Source organism: Micromonospora sp. SYSU B005, from assembly GCF_055362685.1.
The window spans coordinates 599,497-617,239 of the sequence record NZ_JAXCFU010000001.1 but is presented as its reverse complement, the minus strand read 5'-3'; the positions used below and the strand labels follow the sequence as shown (position 1 = coordinate 617,239).

At 74.6% G+C, this 17,743-nt stretch carries 15 protein-coding genes and 1 pseudogene; 9 read left to right on the top strand and 7 right to left on the bottom strand.

Translation table 11 applies throughout. The features are described 5' to 3' along the window. Positions 1 to 57: 57 nt before the first annotated feature. Complete coding sequence (locus tag SM452_RS02950) at positions 58 to 1,713, bottom strand: DEAD/DEAH box helicase (RefSeq protein ID WP_262013129.1); 1,656 nt, start codon at positions 1,711 to 1,713, stop codon at positions 58 to 60. Positions 1,714 to 1,995: 282 nt separating this feature from the next. Here SM452_RS02950 and SM452_RS02945 point away from each other — a divergent pair, with 282 nt between their 5' ends. Further along, complete coding sequence (locus SM452_RS02945; RefSeq protein WP_463839247.1) at positions 1,996 to 2,637, top strand: ferritin-like fold-containing protein; 642 nt, start codon at positions 1,996 to 1,998, stop codon at positions 2,635 to 2,637. 46 nt (positions 2,638 to 2,683) lie between these two features. On the opposite strand, the gene SM452_RS02940 is transcribed toward SM452_RS02945, so the two are convergent. Continuing rightward, the gene (locus tag SM452_RS02940) at positions 2,684 to 2,911 is read right to left on the bottom strand and encodes a DUF3107 domain-containing protein (protein ID WP_013288692.1); all 228 of its coding nucleotides are present in this window, start codon (positions 2,909 to 2,911) and stop codon (positions 2,684 to 2,686) included. 65 nt (positions 2,912 to 2,976) lie between these two features. Next, positions 2,977 to 3,615 carry a TetR/AcrR family transcriptional regulator gene (locus SM452_RS02935; RefSeq protein WP_013288691.1) on the bottom strand — a complete coding sequence of 213 codons (639 nt, stop codon included), beginning with the start codon at positions 3,613 to 3,615 and terminating at the stop codon, positions 2,977 to 2,979. Positions 3,616 to 3,764: 149 nt separating this feature from the next. Here SM452_RS02935 and SM452_RS02930 point away from each other — a divergent pair, with 149 nt between their 5' ends. The 6 genes and pseudogenes from SM452_RS02930 to SM452_RS02905 form a co-directional block, all read left to right on the top strand. After that, positions 3,765 to 6,602 carry a hypothetical protein gene (locus SM452_RS02930; RefSeq protein WP_355506077.1) on the top strand — a complete coding sequence of 946 codons (2,838 nt, stop codon included), beginning with the start codon at positions 3,765 to 3,767 and terminating at the stop codon, positions 6,600 to 6,602. A gap of 44 nt (positions 6,603 to 6,646) precedes the next feature. Next, complete coding sequence (locus tag SM452_RS02925) at positions 6,647 to 7,645, top strand: alpha/beta fold hydrolase (protein WP_262013126.1); 999 nt, start codon at positions 6,647 to 6,649, stop codon at positions 7,643 to 7,645. A 5-nt stretch (positions 7,646 to 7,650) separates the two neighbouring features. After that, positions 7,651 to 8,514: a DUF3152 domain-containing protein gene (locus SM452_RS02920; protein WP_463839246.1), complete on the top strand. Its 864-nt coding sequence runs from the start codon at positions 7,651 to 7,653 to the stop codon at positions 8,512 to 8,514. A 78-nt stretch (positions 8,515 to 8,592) separates the two neighbouring features. Further along, positions 8,593 to 9,414 carry a DUF3152 domain-containing protein gene (locus SM452_RS02915; RefSeq protein WP_463839245.1) on the top strand — a complete coding sequence of 274 codons (822 nt, stop codon included), beginning with the start codon at positions 8,593 to 8,595 and terminating at the stop codon, positions 9,412 to 9,414. A 41-nt stretch (positions 9,415 to 9,455) separates the two neighbouring features. Next, positions 9,456 to 10,703 (top strand): adenylyltransferase/sulfurtransferase MoeZ, encoded by a 1,248-nt coding sequence (moeZ, locus tag SM452_RS02910; protein ID WP_030269268.1) that lies wholly within the window; start codon positions 9,456 to 9,458, stop codon positions 10,701 to 10,703. Positions 10,704 to 10,761: 58 nt separating this feature from the next. Further along, a pseudogene (locus SM452_RS02905) lies at positions 10,762 to 11,679 on the top strand (hypothetical protein); the annotation flags it as partial. Between the two features lie 785 nt (positions 11,680 to 12,464). Here the strand turns inward: SM452_RS02905 and SM452_RS02900 are convergent. Both SM452_RS02900 and proB read right to left on the bottom strand, forming a co-directional pair. Continuing rightward, on the bottom strand, positions 12,465 to 13,706 hold the full coding sequence (locus SM452_RS02900; protein WP_355506087.1) for a glutamate-5-semialdehyde dehydrogenase: 1,242 nt from the start codon (positions 13,704 to 13,706) through the stop codon (positions 12,465 to 12,467). Positions 13,707 to 13,732: 26 nt separating this feature from the next. Further along, positions 13,733 to 14,842, bottom strand: coding sequence for a glutamate 5-kinase (proB, locus tag SM452_RS02895; RefSeq protein ID WP_463839244.1), 1,110 nt, complete (start codon positions 14,840 to 14,842; stop codon positions 13,733 to 13,735). 197 nt (positions 14,843 to 15,039) lie between these two features. Here proB and SM452_RS02890 point away from each other — a divergent pair, with 197 nt between their 5' ends. Together SM452_RS02890 and SM452_RS02885 are read left to right on the top strand one after the other, a co-directional pair. Beyond that, positions 15,040 to 16,479, top strand: a complete 1,440-nt coding sequence (locus SM452_RS02890) for a D-glucuronyl C5-epimerase family protein (RefSeq protein ID WP_463839243.1) — start codon at positions 15,040 to 15,042, stop codon at positions 16,477 to 16,479. Between the two features lie 21 nt (positions 16,480 to 16,500). Beyond that, on the top strand, positions 16,501 to 16,812 hold the full coding sequence (locus tag SM452_RS02885; RefSeq protein ID WP_262013120.1) for an MGMT family protein: 312 nt from the start codon (positions 16,501 to 16,503) through the stop codon (positions 16,810 to 16,812). A 45-nt stretch (positions 16,813 to 16,857) separates the two neighbouring features. Here the strand turns inward: SM452_RS02885 and SM452_RS02880 are convergent, their stop codons facing one another. Beyond that, positions 16,858 to 17,373 carry a nucleotidyl transferase AbiEii/AbiGii toxin family protein gene (locus SM452_RS02880; RefSeq protein WP_463839242.1) on the bottom strand — a complete coding sequence of 172 codons (516 nt, stop codon included), beginning with the start codon at positions 17,371 to 17,373 and terminating at the stop codon, positions 16,858 to 16,860. Then, complete coding sequence (locus tag SM452_RS02875; protein ID WP_262013118.1) at positions 17,373 to 17,729, bottom strand: hypothetical protein; 357 nt, start codon at positions 17,727 to 17,729, stop codon at positions 17,373 to 17,375. Before SM452_RS02875 ends, SM452_RS02880 begins: the two co-directional genes overlap by 1 nt. Positions 17,730 to 17,743 lie beyond the last annotated feature (14 nt).

The window sequence follows — 17,743 nt, the reverse complement described above, 5'->3', positions numbered from 1 at the left end:
CGGGGATGGGGACGGCCTCCGGGACCGGGGTCCGGGAGGCCGTTTCCGTGGTGTTCGTCAGTCGGCGTTGGTGGCCTCGGCGGGCGCGCCGGTGCTGCCGCTGCGACGACGGCGGCGACGACGCGGCTTGCTCGCCGCCTCACCCTCCGCGGCCTGCGGTGCGGCGGCGGTCTCGGCCGCGCCCTCGGTGCCGATCACCGCGGTCGGCTCACCGGCCACCGTCTCGCCGGCCCGGCGGCGACGACGCCGACGCGGCGTACGCGGGGCCTCGTCGTCCCCGGCGTCGGCCTGCGCGGAGGGCGAACCGGCGGACGAACCGCCCTCGCCGCCCCGGCCACGACCGCGGTCGCGGTCGCCGCGCTCGCGGCCCCGGCTGTCGCCGCGCCGCGCGCCCCGGCGCGACCGGCCGCCGCCCAGGTCCTCCTCGACCTCGGCGGACAGGCCGGCCCGGGTGCGCTCGGCGGTCGGCAGCGTGCCGCTGACGTCCGTCGGGATGTCCAGGTCCGTGTAGAGGTGCGCGGAGGTGTGGTACGTCTCCGGCGGCTCGGGCATGTCCAGCCCGAGCGTCTTGTCGATGATCCGCCAGCGGGGCATGTCGTCCCAGTCGACGAACGTCACAGCGGAACCCGTGGCCCCGGCCCGGCCGGTACGGCCGATGCGGTGGGTGTAGGTGTCCTGGTCCTCGGGGCAGTCGTAGTTGATCACGTGGGTGACGCCCGTGACGTCGATGCCCCGGGCGGCCACGTCGGTGGCGACCAGCGTGTCGATCTTGCCGGCCCGGAACGCCCGCAGCGCCCGCTCACGCGCGCCCTGGCCGAGGTCACCGTGCACGGCGGCGACGGCGAACCCGCGGAAGTCGAGGTCCTCGGCGACCCGGTCGGCGGCCCGCTTGGTACGGGTGAAGATCATGGTCAGCCCGCGGCCCTCGGCCTGGAGGATGCGCGCCACGATCTCGACCTTGTTCAGCGAGTGCGTGCGGTACGCGAGCTGCTTGGTCTGCGGCGACGGACCGGTCTCGGCGGTGTGCCCGGCGTGGATGGTCACCGGCCGGCGCAGGAAGCGCCGGGACAGCGTGACGATCGGGTCCGGCATGGTGGCCGAGAACAGCATGGTCTGCCGGTCCTCCGGCAGCATCGCCAGGATCTTCTCGACGTCGTCCAGGAAGCCCAGGTCGAGCATGCGGTCGGCCTCGTCGAGGACGAGCGCGCGGACCCGGTCGAGCCGCAGGTGCTTCTGCTTCTGCAGGTCCAGCAGGCGGCCCGGGGTGCCGACCAGGATCTCGACGCCCTTGCGCAGCGCCTCGATCTGCGGCTCGTACGCCACGCCGCCGTAGATCGGCAGCACCCGGACACCCCGGGTACGGCCGGCGGCGTCGAGGTCCTTGGCGACCTGGATGCCCAGCTCACGGGTCGGTACGACGACGAGTGCCTGGGGCACGCCGTCGCTGCCCTCGGACGGGGCGAACACCCGCTCCAGCAGCGGGATGCCGAAGCCGAGCGTCTTGCCGGTGCCGGTCGGCGCCTGCCCGATCAGGTCGACGCCGCGCAGCGCGATCGGCAGCGCGTACTCCTGGATGGCGAAGGCGCGGGTGATGCCGGCGGCGGCCAGCGCCTCGACGGTCTCCTGCCGCGCGCCGAGCGCGGCGAACGTGGGTGCCTCCGGGGGGACCGGGGCGGTGGGGGCCAGTGGCTGGCCGGAAATCTGCTCGCTCATATGGATTTGGGGGTGCCCTCTCGTGGTGCGCCCCTCAAGTCCTCAGGGCGCGATCGGTATGGCGCGGGCCACGCGGTCAGGGGCGAATTCGCCGAGCCGGACCGGGCCGCACGCGCGTCGGGGACCGGCGTTGATCAGCAAGTGACCGATTCGGTGCCCACGGCAACTGTCTCATCGTACCTGAACGGTCCCTGAGTCGTCCCGATTCCCAGGTGGTGGCCGTGCGTGCGGGGCGGATTGTTGTGACTTGAGTCACATCGGCGGCGCCGGTAGCCTGCGTTCGTGTCCGCCCCCGACCCCGCCGCCGTCGACCTGTTCGGGCTCGTCGCGTACGGCGAACTGCTCGCCTTCGACCGCTTCGCCGCCGACGCGCGCCTCGCACCCGACCTGCGCCGCCGCGCCGCGCTCAGCGAGATGGCCGCCACCGAGATCGCGCACTACAGGTGGCTCACCGACCGGCTCGCCGCCTGCGGCGTCACCCCTGAGGAGGCGATGGCCCCCTACGTCGAGGCGCTGCGGGCGTACCACGACTCGACCGAGCCGCGGGACTGGGCGGAGGCGGTGACGAAGGCGTACGTGGGCGACGCGATCACCGACGACTTCCTGCGCGGGATCGCCGACGGCCTGGCCGGGCCGGACCGGACGCTGCTGCTGGACGTGCTGCACGACTCCCGGTACGCCGAGTTCGCCGCGGCCGAGATCCGGGCCGCGATCGAGGCCGATCCCCGGGCGGCCGGACGGCTGTCGATGTGGGCGCGGCGGCTGCTCGGTGAGGCGCTGTCCCAGGCGGGCCGGGTGGCCGCCGCCGACCGGGGCGCGCTCGTCGCGTTGATCGGACGGACCGGCGGGGACGTGCCGGGGCTGCTGCGCCGGCTGACCGAGGCGCATACCGCGCGGATGACAGCAGTCGGCTTGAACAACTGAGCCGCCGTGGCGGGGAGGCCCGCCACGGCGGCCGGTGCCGCGGGAATCAGCGAACGGTGAACCCGACCGCGCGGGGCGACGCCTCGGCGATCTCGACGTAGGCGACCTTGCCGACCGGAACGATCACGCGCCGGCCCTTCTCGTCGGTCAGGGAGAGCGTGCCCTCGCTCTTGGCGAAGGCGTCGGTCACGATCTGCTCGATCTCGGCCGGCGACTGCGCGCTCTCCAGGACCAGCTCCCGCGGCGCGTACTGCACGCCGATCTTGACCTCCACTGTGCCTCCTCAACTGGGGCGAAAAAGCCACCGTGGGAAGGCTATCCGATCCGGTGGCCCGATGTTCAGGCTGACTCACCTTGCAGCGGGAAGCTGGCGATGCCCCGCCAGGACAGGGCCGCGACCAGCGCCTCGGCCTCCGCCTTCGGCACCTGGCGGCCGCCGGCGAGCCAGAACTGGGCGGCCGTCTCGGCGGCGCCGACCAGGCCCGAGGCGAGCAGTTCGGCGTGCGAGCGGCTGACCCCGGTGTCCGAGATGATCGTGTCGGTGATCGCGGCGATGCAGCCCTGCTCGACCCGCTCCACCCGCTGCCGCACCGCCGGGTCGTTGCGCAGGTCCGACTCGAAGACCAGCCGGAACGCCTCGCTCTCGTGGTCGACGAAGTCGAAGTACGCGCGCACCGCGGCGCCGACGCGCTCCTTGTTGTCGTTGGTGCCGCTCATCGCGTCCTGCACATTTGCCACTATCGCGTCACAGTGCGTGTCCAGCAGCGCGAGATAGAGCTCCATCTTCCCGGGGAAGTGCTGGTAGAGCACCGGCTTGGAGACACCGGCCCGCTCGGCGATGTCGTCCATCGCGGCGGCGTGGTAGCCCTGCGCGACGAACACCTCCTGAGCGGCGGCGAGCAGCTGCTTACGGCGCGCCGAGCGGGGCAGGCGGGTGGGCCGACCGGCGGTCTGTGCACCGTTCCCCACTGCGGTCATCGGATCCTCCGAGTATCTGCGTACGAGCCGGCACGTATCACCCGAACCGGTCCGGGTTCGTGAACCCGTCGCGGAATTGGCCCGCCGCTGTAACTTATCGCCACTGTCACCACACGGTAGCCTCAGCGGGGGCGACCAAGGAGCGCGCGGTGAGTGAAACAGGGCAACCCGGAGCCGCCACCCCGGGAGAGCACGGCGACGGGACGGGCCAGCAGGACGAACCGGCCCGTACCGGCGGCGGTTGGGCGCCCCCGCCGAACGGCTGGTCCCGCGGTGCTCCGGCGCCCGGCGGCTGGCCCTACGGCGACCTCGGCGGCTGGGCCGCCTCCTCGCCCCGGCACGGCGACCTGCCGGCCCCGCTGCCCGGCCACTCCGCGCCGGAACCGGGCCGCGTCAACGGCCGTCACGTCAACGGCGTGCACCACGCCGGGGAGGAGTCGCCAGTGACCCGCCAGGCGCCGGTCAGTGCCCCGCCCGCGGACGAGCCGCCCCGGCCAACCGACGGCGAACGGCTGGCCGTGCCGGCCCCGCGCCCGGCGCCGACGATCGAGCAGCCGACCGACCCGGGGGAGACCGCCGGTTCCCGGCACGCCGCCGACGACCCGGCCGCCCGGGCCCCGCGCTGGGCCGAGAGCGGGCCGACCTCCGCGCCACCGGCGCTCCAGGTCCCGCCGGTCGGCGCCGCCGCCTCCGGGTTCGAGGTGCCGCCGGGCTTCCACGCGCCCAACACCGAATCCGCCCCGTCGCTGTCCCGGGGCTGGGCCGACCGGCCGGTCACCCCGCCACCGGCCGCGAACCGGACGGAGCACGCACCGGGCGAGGTGCACCCGCCCGAGGGCCGGGCGACCGGCGCCGAGCCGCGGGCCGCCGCCGACCCGCCGGCGGGCGACGACCCGAGAGCCGCCGAACCGGACTGGTCCGGGCCGTCCTGGAACCGCCCGAGCTGGGGTGACGGCTGGGCCCCGCCGTGGGCCCGCACCGACGAGCCACCGGCCCGCCGGGCCGAGGAGCCGCCGGCCCGGGGAGCGGAGGAGCCGCCCGCCCGCCGGGCCGAGGAGCCCGCCGCCGAGCGCCGGGAGTGGGAGGACGACAGCGCCGCCCACCGCACCGCCCGCGAGGACCGCGCGGCCGAGTGGGCGCCCGAGCCGGTGCGGCCGTACGAGCCGGCCCGCGTCGAGCCGCCCGCCGCCTACGAGCCACCCCGGCCCGAGCCGGTACGGCCGTACGAGCCGCTGCGTGCCGAACCGGCCCCCGGCCCCGGGGCGACGCGGCAGTACCCGCCGCCCGCCGAGCCCGAGGCGTCCCGGCCGTACGAGCCGGGTGCCGGGCCGGAGCCGGCCCGCCGCTACGAGCCGCCGGCCGCGCCGGAGCCGACGCCCGAGGTGACCCGGCCGTTCCGGCTGGCCCGGGGCGACGCCGAACCGCCGCACGGCTACGAGCGGCCCTCCTGGGCCGGGCCGCCGGTGCCGGTCGCCCCGCTGATCACGCCCCCGGGCCCTCCGCCGACGAGTGCCCCGCCCGCACCCGGCGCCCCGCCCGCGCCGGCCGGTGGATACGCCCCCACGGAGGCGGCCGTCCCCGCCCCGCCGACCTCGGGCGTGCCCGCCACGAGCGGCCCGCCGCGGTTCGACCCCACCCCCGCGTCCCAACCGACGAGCGCCCCTCCCTACGCGGCCCGCCGGTCCGCACCGGAACCGGTGCCGGCCGCCGACGCGGTCGCCGAGCCCCGACCGGAGGAACCGTCCCCTGTGCTGCCGCAGCGCGTCCCCTCGGAACCGGACGTGCCAGTCGTGCCGGAGCCACCGGCAGTGGAACCGTCCGCCGAGACCCCCGAACTCGCCCGCATCGCCACCCACCTGCGCCGCGACGACGAACCCGCGCCGCTGCGGGAGCGGCCGGAGGGCTTCGACGTCAACGCGATCCTCGACGCGGTCCGCGAGGTGGCGGGCGTACGCGACGCCGCGCTGCGCCGTACCCCGGCCGGCGCGCACAGTCTGCGGCTCGACCTGGCCGACGGCGCCGACCCGGCCGAGGTGAGCCGCCTGGTGGCCCGGCTGCTCCAGGATCGGATGGGCCTGGCCGCCGCCCCGCAGAACCTGCCCGGCGCGCCCGCCGTGCCGCCGCCGGCCCCGCTGCGCCGCCGCTCGGCCCGGCTGGAGCGCTCCGGTGAGCCGCGTACGGGTGAGAACCGGGCACCCGGCGCGCAGCCGGCGCCGGTCGAGGCCCGCGCCGCGCAGTCCGAGCCGGTCGAGGCCCGCAACGGTGACGAGACGGGCGGTGACGAGATGCCGGCGCGGACCGGTGTGGTCCGTCCGGCCGCGAACCGCTCCGGTGACGCGCGGTTCGGTGCGGACCGCGCCACGCGTCCGGCCGAGGCGCCCGGCGACGCCGACGAGCCGCCGCGCCGCCGCCGGCAGGCCACCCACCGGGGTCGCGCCGCTGTCGACGAGACGTCGCTGGCCGCCGCGCCGACCGGCATGTCCACCGGCAGCCCGGTGACGCTCGGTACGTCGTACTCCGGTGGTCAGATGACCACGACGGAGACCGCGCCGTCGCGACCGCTGGACACCGGCGGCGTGCCGGGGCCCCGGGTGGTGATCGAGCACGTCCTGGTGAGCACGTTCGGCCTGGACGCCACCACCGAGGTCCGCCTGGTCGCGGGCGACCGCACGGCCGAGGGGCACGCGACCGGGCCGGCGGTCGACGGGTACGTGCTGCGGCTCTGCGCGGTGGCCGCGGCCGCCGCGGTGGACGAGCTGCTCGGCCGGGGCGTTCCGGCCGGCGACCACGGCCGGTGCTTCGTGGAGCACGCCGCCGTGGTGCCGTTCGGCAACTGCGAGGTCGCCACTGTGGTGGTGCTGCTGGTCTGCGACGGCTGGGTGGAGCAGCTGGCCGGTTCGGCGCTGGTGGCCGGGGATCCCCGGCAGGCGGTCGTGCGGGCCACGCTCGCGGCGGTGAACCGGCGGCTGGAGGCGCTGCTCTCCTGAGCGCCGGTGTGCGGTACGGCCCCCGTGCGGGGAAGACTGGAGACATGAAGCGCGCCGCACTCTGGCCGGAGCACAGCCTTCCCGCACACCACGTCCCGCCGCCCTGGCCGGGCCGGCACGTCCGCCTCGACGGCACGCTCGTGCACGTCCGCGACACCCCGGCCACCGGTCCCGGCGCGGAGCCCGCGCTGTACGTGCACGGCCTCGGCGGGTCGGCGCAGAACTGGACCGACCTGGCCGGCCTGCTCGCGGACCGGCTCGACGGCCAGGCGATCGACCTGCCCGGGTTCGGGCGCAGCGAGCCGGGGCCGCGCTACACGATCCCGTCCTTCGCCGAGCGGGTGATCCGCTGGATCGAGCACAGCGACAGGGGGCCGGTGCACCTGTTCGGCAACTCGCTCGGCGGCGCGATCTCGGTCCGGGTGGCGGCGTTGCGCCCGGACCTGGTCCGCACGCTCACCCTGGTCTCGCCCGCGCTGCCGTTCCTGGACTTCCGGCGCTCGTTGCAGGGGCGGATGCTCCCGCTGCTGGCGATCCCCCGGGGCGAACGGCTGGCCGCCTGGCGGCTGGCCCAGTTCAGCCCGGAGGTGACCGCGCAGCAGGTGATGGAGGCGTGCGTGGCCGACCTGACCCGGATCAGCGAGCAGCGCCGGCAGGAGGCGATCGACGAGATCCGGGTCCGGTACGAGGCGGCCCACTACGCCGCCGCGTACGTGCGGACGTTCCGGGGCCTGGTCGGCAGCTTCCTGCGGTCGTACCTGCCGGGGGAGGGCGCGCTCTGGCGGCAGGCTTCAGCGGTGCGGGCGCCCACGCTCGTGGTGGGCGGGCGGCAGGACCGGCTGGTCGACGTGCGGGTGGCGCCGCAGGCGGCCCGGGTCATCCCGGACAGCCGGCTGCTGATGCTCGACGGCGTCGGGCACGTGGCCCAGCTGGAGGTGCCCCGGACCGTGGCGCGGGCGGTGCTCGGGCTGCTCGCCGAGGCGACACCGTCGCTCACCACCGGCATGGGGGAGAGCGGATCGGAGCGTGACATGGCAGGCTGAGCCGGATGCCCAGCTCCCGCCGCTCTCGTGCCACACGCTCCCGTTCCTCGTCTCCTCGCTGGCGTACCGCGCTCGTGGTCTGCGCCTTCGTCGCCGCCGCCGCGGTCGGGGTCGGCGTGGCGGTGCAACTGCCGTCGGCGGGCGCGGGGACGCGGGTCAGCGACGGGTTCGCCGCCCAGCCTCCGGCGCCCACGCGGGAGCCGTCCACGCCGAGCGTCGCGCCGCCGCCTCCGGTGGTGCCCGGCTCGCCGGCCGCGCCGGTGCTGACGTTGTCCGGTCCGGGGCCGGCGAAGGGCCGGGGCAGCTTCGCGTACGACGAGCGGACCAGCGGTGTGCTCGGCCGCTCGGGGACGCTGCGCCGCTATCGGGTGGCGGTGGAGAACGGCTCCGGCGAGGAGGTCCGCGCCTTCGGCGAGGCGGTGCAGCGCGCCCTGGCCGGCCCGGGCAGCTGGGTCGACGGCGGCACGCTGCGGTTGCAGCGGGTCGGTCCGGGCGACCGGTACGACTTCACGATCTACCTGGCCACCCGCGACACGGCCGGGCGGCTGTGCGGGGCGGGTGGAATCGACATCCGGGTGGGCGGGGTGCCGTACACGTCGTGCCGGGTGCCGGGCAAGGTGGTGATCAACCTGGACCGGTGGCGGACCTCGGCGCCGCACCTGGTCGAGGCCGGGATGTCGCTGGACACGTACCGCCTCTACGTGGTCAACCACGAGGTGGGTCACCAGCTCGGGCACCGGCACGAGGGGTGCCCGGGCGCGGGCCGGGCGGCGCCGGTGATGCAGCAGCAGACGCTCTTCCTCAAGGGCTGCCGGCCGAACCCGTGGCCCTACGTGGGCGGGAAGCGGTACACCGGGCCGGCCCTCTGAGCGCCGGTTTGTGAAGAACATTCGCGGCATAGGCGGCAAAAGCAGCTAAATGCCCGAATTGCATGGCACCCTGAGGTCATGACGTCGTCGTCCCCTTACGACAACCCCGCCACGCCGCCGCCCGAGCGTCCCACGCTGCGCCGGATGCGCCGGCGCCGCCGCCGCTCGGTGCTGCTGGCGATGCTGCTCGCGGCCGTCGGCGGCGCGGTCGGGATCACCCGGCTGAACGCGCCGCCGGCCGGGCACGCCGCGACGTCACTCGCCGCCGAACCGTCGCTCGCGCGCGGCGCCGAGGCCGACGTCCCGGCGGCCGCGCCGACCGGCTACCCCACCGCCGGTCCCGGCACGTTCGCGGTGGCGCAGGGCCGGTCTCCGGTACGCGGACAGGAGGGCCCGCTGCGCCGCTACCGGGTCGAGGTCGAGCAGGACACGGGGCAGGACGCCGACGAGTTCGCCGCCACCGTGGACGCGGTACTGGGCGACCCGCGCAGCTGGATCGCCTCGGGGGACCTGCGGGTGCAGCGGGTGCCCGAGGCGGCCGCCGCCGACTTCACCGTCTACCTCGCCACCCCCGTCACCTCCGAGCGGATGTGCGCCGAGGGCGGCCTGCACACCGACCGGTACACCTCCTGCCGGCTGCCCGGCCGGGTCGTGCTCAACCTGGCCCGGTGGATGACGGCCGTACCCGACTACGGCGCCCCGATCGAGGTCTACCGCACCTACGTGATCAACCACGAGGTCGGGCACGAGTTCGGCGAGCTGCACCAGGCGTGCCCCGAGCCCGGCGCGCCCGCACCGGTGATGCAGCAGCAGACGTACGGGCTGGACGGCTGCCTGCCGAACGCCTGGCCGTACGTCGACGGTGTGCGCTACGAGGGCGAGCCCACCGACGGCGTCTGAGTTATTCCCGGTCCCGCAGTTCGGGCGCAGTGTCCCTCATCATGGCCGATCCCCGCCCGGGCGAGCGACAATGGCGCGGTCACACCGCCGATCCCGGGGAGTCCACCGTGTCGTTGCCCCCGCTCGTCGAACCCGCCGCCGAGCTGACCGTAGACGAGATCCGCCGCTACTCGCGCCACCTGATCATCCCGGACGTCGGGGTCGAGGGGCAGAAGCGGCTGAAGAACGCCCGGGTGCTCTGTGTGGGCGCCGGTGGCCTCGGCTCGCCGGCGCTGCTCTACCTGGCCGCGGCCGGTGTCGGCACGCTCGGCATCATCGACTTCGACACCGTCGACGAGTCGAACCTCCAGCGCCAGGTCATCCACGGCGTCTCCGACGTGGGCCGGTCCAAGGCCGAGTCCGCCGCGGCGTCGATCCGCGAGATCAACCCGCTGGTCAACGTGGAGATCCACAACACCGCGCTGGACCGGGAGAACGTCCGGGACATCTTCTCCCGGTACGACCTGATCGTCGACGGCACCGACAACTTCGCCACCCGCTACATGGTCAACGACGCGGCGGTGCTGCTCGGCAAGCCGTACGTCTGGGGTTCGATCTACCGCTTCGACGGCCAGGCGTCGGTGTTCTGGGCCGAGCACGGCCCCTGCTACCGCTGCCTCTACCCGGAGCCCCCGCCGCCCGGCATGGTCCCCTCCTGCGCCGAGGGCGGCGTGCTCGGCGTGCTCTGCGCGTCGATCGGGTCGATCCAGGTCAACGAGGCGATCAAGCTGCTCGCCGGCATCGGTGAGCCGCTCGTCGGCCGCCTGATGGTCTACGACGCCCTGGAGATGAGCTACCGCAAGATCAAGGTCCGCAAGGACCCGAACTGCGTGCTCTGCGGTGAGAACCCGACCCTCACCGACCTGATGGAGGACTACGAGGACTTCTGCGGCGCCGTCTCCGACGAGGCGCAGGAGGCGGTGGTCGACTCGACCATCACCGCGCTGGAGCTGAAGGACTGGCAGGACTCCGGCAAGGACATCTTCCTGGTCGACGTGCGCGAGCCCGCCGAGTACGAGATCGTCCGGATCCCCGGCGCGACGCTCATCCCCAAGGGCGAGATCCTGTCCGGCGAGGCGCTGGCGAAGTTCCCGCAGGACCGGCAGATCGTGCTGCACTGCAAGTCCGGCGTCCGCTCCGCCGAGGCGCTGGCCGCGCTGAAGGCGGCCGGCTTCTCCGACGCGGTGCACCTCCAGGGCGGTGTGCTCTCCTGGGTCAAGCAGGTCGACCCGTCGCTGCCCGCGTACTGAGTCGTGTCGATGGGCCCGCCCGGCGCTCCGGGCGGGCCCATCGTGCTCTCCGGGGCCCCTGGCGTGGGCATACGCCCGATCGCGGCGACCGCTGGGCCGGGTGGTCCTGACCGAGCTACCGAGGCGTGACGTCGGCCGCGCCAGTACCGTCGGTGCCGTGGTGGACTTGGACGCGGCGATCGGATTCGTCGTCGCTCACGGTGACGCGGTGGACCGCGCCCGCCTCTCCCGGCTGCGCACCGGCGCTCCGGTGCCGCCCGAGGTGCTCGACGCCGCCGAGTCCGGGCAGGCGCCCGGCGGCGGCTGGCCCGCCGTCCTCGACGACGAGGTCGCCTCGATCGACGCGACCTGCTTCCGCCTGGCCGAGCTGGACGACCTCGGCGCGCTGAGCCGCCCGGCCGCCCGGCACGCGCTGGACTGGCTGGCCGCCCGGCAACTACCAGACGGCGGCTGGGACGAGGACCCCTCACTCGCCGGGCTCGCCCCCGAATGGGCCACCCCCGGTGATCCCGAGGCACGGCTCTACCAGACCGCCAACGCCGGGTTCTGGCTGACAGTGGCCGGGCTCGACGCGCGGGCCGCCGGTCCGCTCGACCACCGGGTCGGCGGCGCGTACGCCGGTGTGGTGCAGGCGGCGGCCCAGGCGCTCGCCGCGCAGCTCGCCCCGGACGGCAGCTGGCCGTCCTTCCTGCCCGCCGGCTGGCTCGCCGCCGCGGTGCTGCACCGCCAGCAGATGTACTACGAGTCCGCACGCATCCAGGCGGTGCTGGCCGACCGGATCCCCCGCATGTCCCCGGCCGACGTGGCCTGGCTCGCCGCCACACTGCGCCGGGTCGACGTGGGCGAGGAGCAGTGGCTGCTGGTCTCCGCGCGCAGGCGGCTCGCCGAGACCCAGCGCAGCGACGGCGGCTGGGACAGCGACGACGGCCACCAGTTCGACGTGCACACGACGCTGCGGGCGATCCGCGCGTGCCGCCCGCACACGCCCGAGGCACCGGTGTCCGGGGCGCCGTTCGTGGTGCCGCAGACCGCCGAGCTGCCCGCGCCGCCCGCGGTGCCGGCCCCGCGCCCGCGTCGGCTCCCCGCATCGACGCCGCCGCCCGCGTCCGACTCTGGGCCGCCCGCCTCCACGCCCGCGTCGCCTGCGCCCGTGTCTCCGCTGCCCGCCCCGGCTCGCCCGTTGACCGGCCCGGCCGAGGCATCGGTCGCATCGGCGGGTCTCGATTCCGAACCTTCGGCGGGCTTCGGCTCCGACCTGTCGTCCAGTTTCGGCACCGACCCGTCGACCGGACCGGGGATCGCGCCCGCGCTGTCGGACGGCGCGCCGGAGCTGTTTTCGGCCCGGAGTCTCGGGCCTGAGACCCGGTTCCGTCCGGACACCGGGTCGGATGCGATGCCCGGATCGGGAGCAGGGCCTGATCCGTCAGCCGGTGTTGAGGTGTCGGCCGGTCCGGACAGCGGGCAGGGACCATGGTCCGCCTGGATCGTCACGCCCGATCTGCTCCCCGACGAGAGCACCGGGCCTGCCGCAGAGCCGGCACCGGAGCTGCTGTCCGGCCCGGTGCCGCCCGTTCTGCCTCCGGCGGTTGCGGTGCCACCGGCCGCCCCGGTGTCTCCGGGATTGCCTCCGCCGGTCACGCCGATGATCAACACCAGATCGGGGAAGTAGCGGCATCAAAGGTGCCGGGATACCGCCACTTCCCCGATCTGGCGCGTGCCCAGACCAGTACGGCGACCGGCGCGCCACGAAGGCACGTCCGGTCAGCGCACGTGACCGTCGCCGGTCACCACGTACTTGGTGCTGGTCAGCTCCGGCAGGCCCATCGGGCCGCGCGCGTGCAGCTTCTGCGTCGAGATGCCGATCTCCGCGCCGAAGCCGAACTCGCCGCCGTCGGTGAAGCGGGTGGACGCGTTGACCATGACCGCTGCCGAGTCCACCCGGGCCACGAACTCCCGGGCCGCCCGCTGCGAGTCGGTGACGATCGCCTCGGTGTGGCCGGTGCCGTACCGGCGGATGTGCGCGACCGCCGCGTCGAGCGAGTCGACCACGGCCACCGAGATGTCGGCGGAGAGGTACTCGGTGCCGAAGTCCTCCTCGGTGGCCGGCACCACGGCGTCGGAGTGGGCGGCGACAGCGGGCGTGCCGTGCACAGTCACCCCGGCCTCGGCGAACGCGGCCAGCACGGCCGGCAGGAACGCGTCCGCCACGTCCCGGTGCACCAGCAGCGACTCGGCGGTGTTGCAGGTGGACAGGCGCTGGGTCTTGGCGTTCAGCGTGACCGCCAGGGCCTTGCCGAGGTCGGCGGCGGCGTCCACGTACACGTGGCAGTTGCCCACACCGGTCTCGATCACCGGGACCGTCGACTCCTCGACCACGGCGCGGATCAGCGACGCGCCGCCGCGCGGGATCAGTACGTCGACCAGGCCGCGGGCGCGCATCAGCTCCTTCACCGAGTCGCGGGTGCTGGAGTCGAGCAGCTGCACCGCGTCCGCCGGCAGCCCGGCGCCGGAGACCGCGTCGCGCAGCACCGCGACCAGCGCCGCGTTGGAGTGCGCGGCCGACGAGGAGCCGCGCAGCAGCGCCGCGTTGCCGGACTTCAGGCAGATCCCGGCCGCGTCGACTGTCACGTTGGGCCGGCCCTCGTAGACGATGCCGACCACCCCGAACGGCACCCGCACCTGGCGCAGCTCCAGACCGTTGGGCAGGGTCGAGCCGCGTACCACCTCGCCCACCGGGTCGGGCAGCGCGGCCATCTGGCGCAGCGCGTCGGCGATCGCCGCCACCCGGCCCTCGTCGAGCGCGAGCCGGTCCAGCACGGCCGCGGACAGCCCGGCCTCGCGCCCTGCTGCCAGGTCCGCCGCGTTCGCGGTCAGGATCTCCGGGGTACGCGCCACGAGCGCGTCGGCCATCGCGTGCAGCGCGGCGTCCTTGACGGTACGGGTGGCCGTGGCCAGGGCTTCCGCCGCGTCCCGGGCTCGCCGGGCCTGCTCGACGACGCTCATCGTGCGTACTCCTTCACCGGTGGTGCTCACAGCAGGACCAGGTCGTCGCGGTGGACGACCTCACGTTCGTACGCCGGGCCGAGCGCCGCGGCGAGTTCGGAGGTGGACCGGCCGAGCAGGCCGGGCAGCTCCACCGCGTCGTAGTTGACCAGCCCCCGGGCCACCGGCGCGCCGGCGGTGTCGACCAGGTCCACCGGATCGCCGGCGGTGAACGCGCCGTCGACGGCGGTGATGCCGGCGGGCAGCAGCGACTTGCGGCGGCCCACCACCGCCTGCACCGCGCCCGGATCGAGGTGCAGCCGGCCGCGGGGGGCGGTGGCGTGCGCCAGCCAGAACAGGCGGGCGGCGGGGCGGCGGCTGCTCGGGTGGAAGTACGTGCCGACCGGCTCCCCGGCCAGCGCCGGCGCGGCCAGCGGGGCGGCGGTCAGCACCACCGGGATGCCGAAACCGGTGGCGATCCGGGCCGCCTCGACCTTCGTCACCATGCCGCCGGTGCCCACCCCGGCGCGGCCGGCCCCGCCGACGTCCACGCCCGCCAGGTCGCCCTCGCCGTGCACCTCGATGATCCGGGTGCTGCCCGGGCGGGCCGGGTCGCCGGTCCAGAGCGCGTCGACGTCGGAGAGCAGCACCAGCAGGTCGGCGTCGACGAGCGCGGCGACGAGCGCGGCCAGGCGGTCGTTGTCGCCGAACCGGATCTCCTCGGTGGCCACCGTGTCGTTCTCGTTGACGATCGGCACGGCGTGCAGGTCGAGCAGCTTGCGCAGCGTCCGGTACGCGTTGCGGTAGTGCGCGCGCCGGGTCACGTCGTCCACGGTGAGCAGCACCTGCCCGACGGTGCGGCCGTGCCGGGCGAACGCGGCGGCGTACCGGCCGATCAGCAGGCCCTGGCCGACGCTGGCGGCGGCCTGCTGGGTGGCCAGGTCGCGCGGGCGCCGGGGCAGCCGCAGCGGGGCGAGCCCGGCGGCGATCGCGCCGGAGGAGACCAGCACCACCTCGCGTCCGGAGGCGGCGAGCCCGCCGAGCGTGTCGACGAGCGCGTCGACGCGGGCGTCGTCGAGGCCGCCCGTCGCGGTGGTCAGCGAGGACGAACCGATCTTGACCACGATCCGCCGGGCCGAGGTGACTGCTTCGCGCACCCGACCATTCTGCGCGCTGCGTTCTGCCGCGCCGTGGCGCGTTCCCAAATCGTGGCAGCTCGCGGCCGGTGGCCCGACGGAGCTCACACGAAATCGGTTGCTAGTCGAACGAACAGTTTTGATCGTCCGGTTAGCGGCACACATCCGCGGATTCCGCTGCATAGCGTCTCGTTCATCACGAACGGGGGTTCGCAGTGATGATTCCGAGGAAACATCGTGCCTGGTGGCTGGCGCTGCTCGTCACCGTCGGCCTGGTCGCCGGGCTGACGCCGGTACTCGCCGGTCTCCGCGACGAGAAGGCGCCGGCCGTCCGGCGGGACGGCTACCTGCCGCATCCGGTGCCGCTCGCGGCGATTCCGTCGCGCGAGGGGATCGCGCCGCTGGTGGACGCCGGGCTGCACGACACCGGGAACGTCCGGATGTTCCGGATGCACGATCAGACCTGGGACCACCCGGTGGCGCAGGCCCAGTGGGGTCTGCAGAACCTGGCCGGCTGGCGGGCCACCCGCAAGCGGATCTACCTGGACCGGGCGATAGCGAACGCGCAGCGCAACGTCGACCGGCGCGTCGAGTCGCGCGGCGCCTGGTGGTATCCGTACGACTTCGAACTGACCCGGTGCAAGAAGCGTCCGCTGCTGAAGCCCAGGTGGTACAGCGGCATGTCGCAGGGCCAGCTGCTCAGTCTCTTCGTCGGGCTGTACGAGGAGACGCGCGACGAGAGGTGGAGAACCGCCGCGGACCGGACGTTCCAGAGCCTCACCCTGCCCGCCCGGGCCGGTGAACCGTGGGCCACCTGGACCGACCGCGGCGGCTACCTGTGGCTGGAGGAGTATCCGGAGAACGACGACCCGCGCGGCGAGCAGGTGCTCAACGGGCACATCTTCTCCCTGTACGGCGTCTACGACTACTGGCGGCTGACCGGCGACGAGCGGGCCGCGGAGATCTTCGACGCCGCCGCCACCACGGTGCGCCGCTACCTGCCGACGAGGTTCCGGGTGGAGAACTGGGCCAGCCGGTACTCCATGAACTGCCGGCACTTCCACCCGAAGTACCACCAGGTCCACACCCGGCAGACCCTCAAGCTGTACGAGGTCACCCACGCGACGGTCTTCGCCGAGTACGCCGACACGCTGCGGGCGGACTACCCGGTGCCGAACCTGACGGGCACCGTGCAGCTCGAACCCGGGACACACGTGGGCTACACGTACGACGCCGAGGGCGCCGTCACCGGCCGGCGGGCCGTCACGCTGGAGCGGCCGAGCCGGTTCGCTGCGGACGAGCGCATCCGGGTGCGCGGGCGCGGCATCCACTACCGGATCACCGAGGGCCCGCTGGCCGGCCATCTGGTGCCCGAGGAGCCCGGCCGGCGGGTCCTGCTCGGGGTGGCGGTCGAGCACCGCTACCAGCCCGTACGCGTGCTGACCGCCCAGCCCGGCACGTACACCGGCTACACCTACGACCGCAACGGCGCGGTGCTCGACGCCCGGAAGGTCACCTTCGCCGCCGTGACGGAGTTGACGCTCGGCGGCACCGCCTGGGTCAACGGGGAATTCAGCTACCACGTGAGCGGTGGTGAGCTGGGCGGCTACTGGCTGGCGGCGCGGGGAGACCTCGCCATCGCCACGCTCGCCGGCTGAGGCCCCTTATCGTGGCTTCCCGTGACACCTGACGAGTACGTCGAGGCGGTGCTGTCGCTGGTCGAGCGGATCCCGCCGGGGCGGGTGATGTCGTACGGGGCGGTGGCCGACGCGCTGGCGGAGCGCTCGGGACGGGCGTCGCCGCGACTGGTCGGCTCGATCATGGCGCGGCACGGTGGCGGGGTGCCCTGGCACCGGGTGGTGAACTCCGCCGGCCGGCTGCCGCCGGGTCACGAGCGCAAGGCCCGGGAGCGGCTGCTCGCCGAGGGATGTCCGTTACGCGGGGACCGGGTGGACCTGGCGGCGGCGTCCTGGTCGCCGGACGAGGGGTGACCCGACCACGTCGGAGACGGCCGGGCGTTCAATCGTGACGGCGCCTCATCGCGGCCAGTCCGAGAACGCGTGGCGGAGGTCGCGGATCTCCGCCGGGGTGAGGCGGTAGAGCGCGAAGACGGTGTCGGGCAGGCGGTCGAGGCGCTGTAGCGCGTCCTGGAACTCTTCGTCGGTGAGCGCCGGGTCGGCCCGCAGTGCGAGGTCCACCAGGTCGCTTCTGCTGTAGCGGCCGAGGGCGGCGGCGACGTCGATGTAGTCGCGGGGCTGGGCGCGGGTGACCATGGCGGCGACCTTGGTGCCGATCACGTCGTCCAGCTCGGTGGGCTCGGCGATGGTGTCGACCTGGAAACCGGCATCGAGCAGGGTGGCGTGTACCAGCTCGGCGGCGGCGGTGACCCCGCCGTCGACATCGGTGAACAGGTCGACGTCCTCGGTGGGACGGGCGCCGATGCCGTGGGCGATGAGGGCTTGCCCGCCGGCGAGGGCGAAGCCGTGCCGGCCGGCCACGGCGAGCGCGATACGGGCGACCTCGTGCTGGAACGGGTCCGGCGCCGGTGACATCAGGCGGCGACGTCCCGGGCGCGCAGCACCGGGTGACTTTCTTCCCAGGCGCGGCGGACACCGCGGGGCACGTACAGCTCGGGCCACAGCCGGACGAGGGTGGGGCCGTGCAGCCAGGTGCGCAGCTCGTCGGGGTGAACGGCTTCGGTGAGCACCGTCTCGTACATCCAGGCGAGCAGACCCGGAACATCGAGGTCGACGTGCCGGTCGGGTTGCCAGAACAGCCGGTGGGGCAGCTCGACCACACCGGCGACCGGGCCCTGCAACTCGCTCAGGTCGGGGACCACGACCGCACGACGGCCGGGGCGGGCCTCGTACGGTGCCCGCGAGCTGCGGACGGATCGGGCCGGGTCCATGCCCTCCAGGGTAG

What these genes read in the sequence shown, in the direction of transcription:
- SM452_RS02950 (WP_262013129.1), bottom strand. Translation starts at nt 1,713, where the DNA reads ATGAGCGAGCAGATTTCCGGCCAGCCACTGGCCCCCACCGCCCCGGTC.
- SM452_RS02935 (WP_013288691.1), bottom strand. Translation starts at nt 3,615, where the DNA reads ATGACCGCAGTGGGGAACGGTGCACAGACCGCCGGTCGGCCCACCCGC.
- SM452_RS02925 (WP_262013126.1), top strand. Translation starts at nt 6,647, where the DNA reads ATGAAGCGCGCCGCACTCTGGCCGGAGCACAGCCTTCCCGCACACCAC.
- SM452_RS02920 (WP_463839246.1), top strand. Translation starts at nt 7,651, where the DNA reads ATGCCCAGCTCCCGCCGCTCTCGTGCCACACGCTCCCGTTCCTCGTCT.
- SM452_RS02915 (WP_463839245.1), top strand. Translation starts at nt 8,593, where the DNA reads ATGACGTCGTCGTCCCCTTACGACAACCCCGCCACGCCGCCGCCCGAG.
- moeZ (WP_030269268.1), top strand. Translation starts at nt 9,456, where the DNA reads ATGGCCGATCCCCGCCCGGGCGAGCGACAATGGCGCGGTCACACCGCC.
- SM452_RS02900 (WP_355506087.1), bottom strand. Translation starts at nt 13,706, where the DNA reads ATGAGCGTCGTCGAGCAGGCCCGGCGAGCCCGGGACGCGGCGGAAGCC.
- SM452_RS02890 (WP_463839243.1), top strand. Translation starts at nt 15,040, where the DNA reads ATGATTCCGAGGAAACATCGTGCCTGGTGGCTGGCGCTGCTCGTCACC.
- SM452_RS02880 (WP_463839242.1), bottom strand. Translation starts at nt 17,373, where the DNA reads ATGTCACCGGCGCCGGACCCGTTCCAGCACGAGGTCGCCCGTATCGCG.
- SM452_RS02875 (WP_262013118.1), bottom strand. Translation starts at nt 17,729, where the DNA reads ATGGACCCGGCCCGATCCGTCCGCAGCTCGCGGGCACCGTACGAGGCC.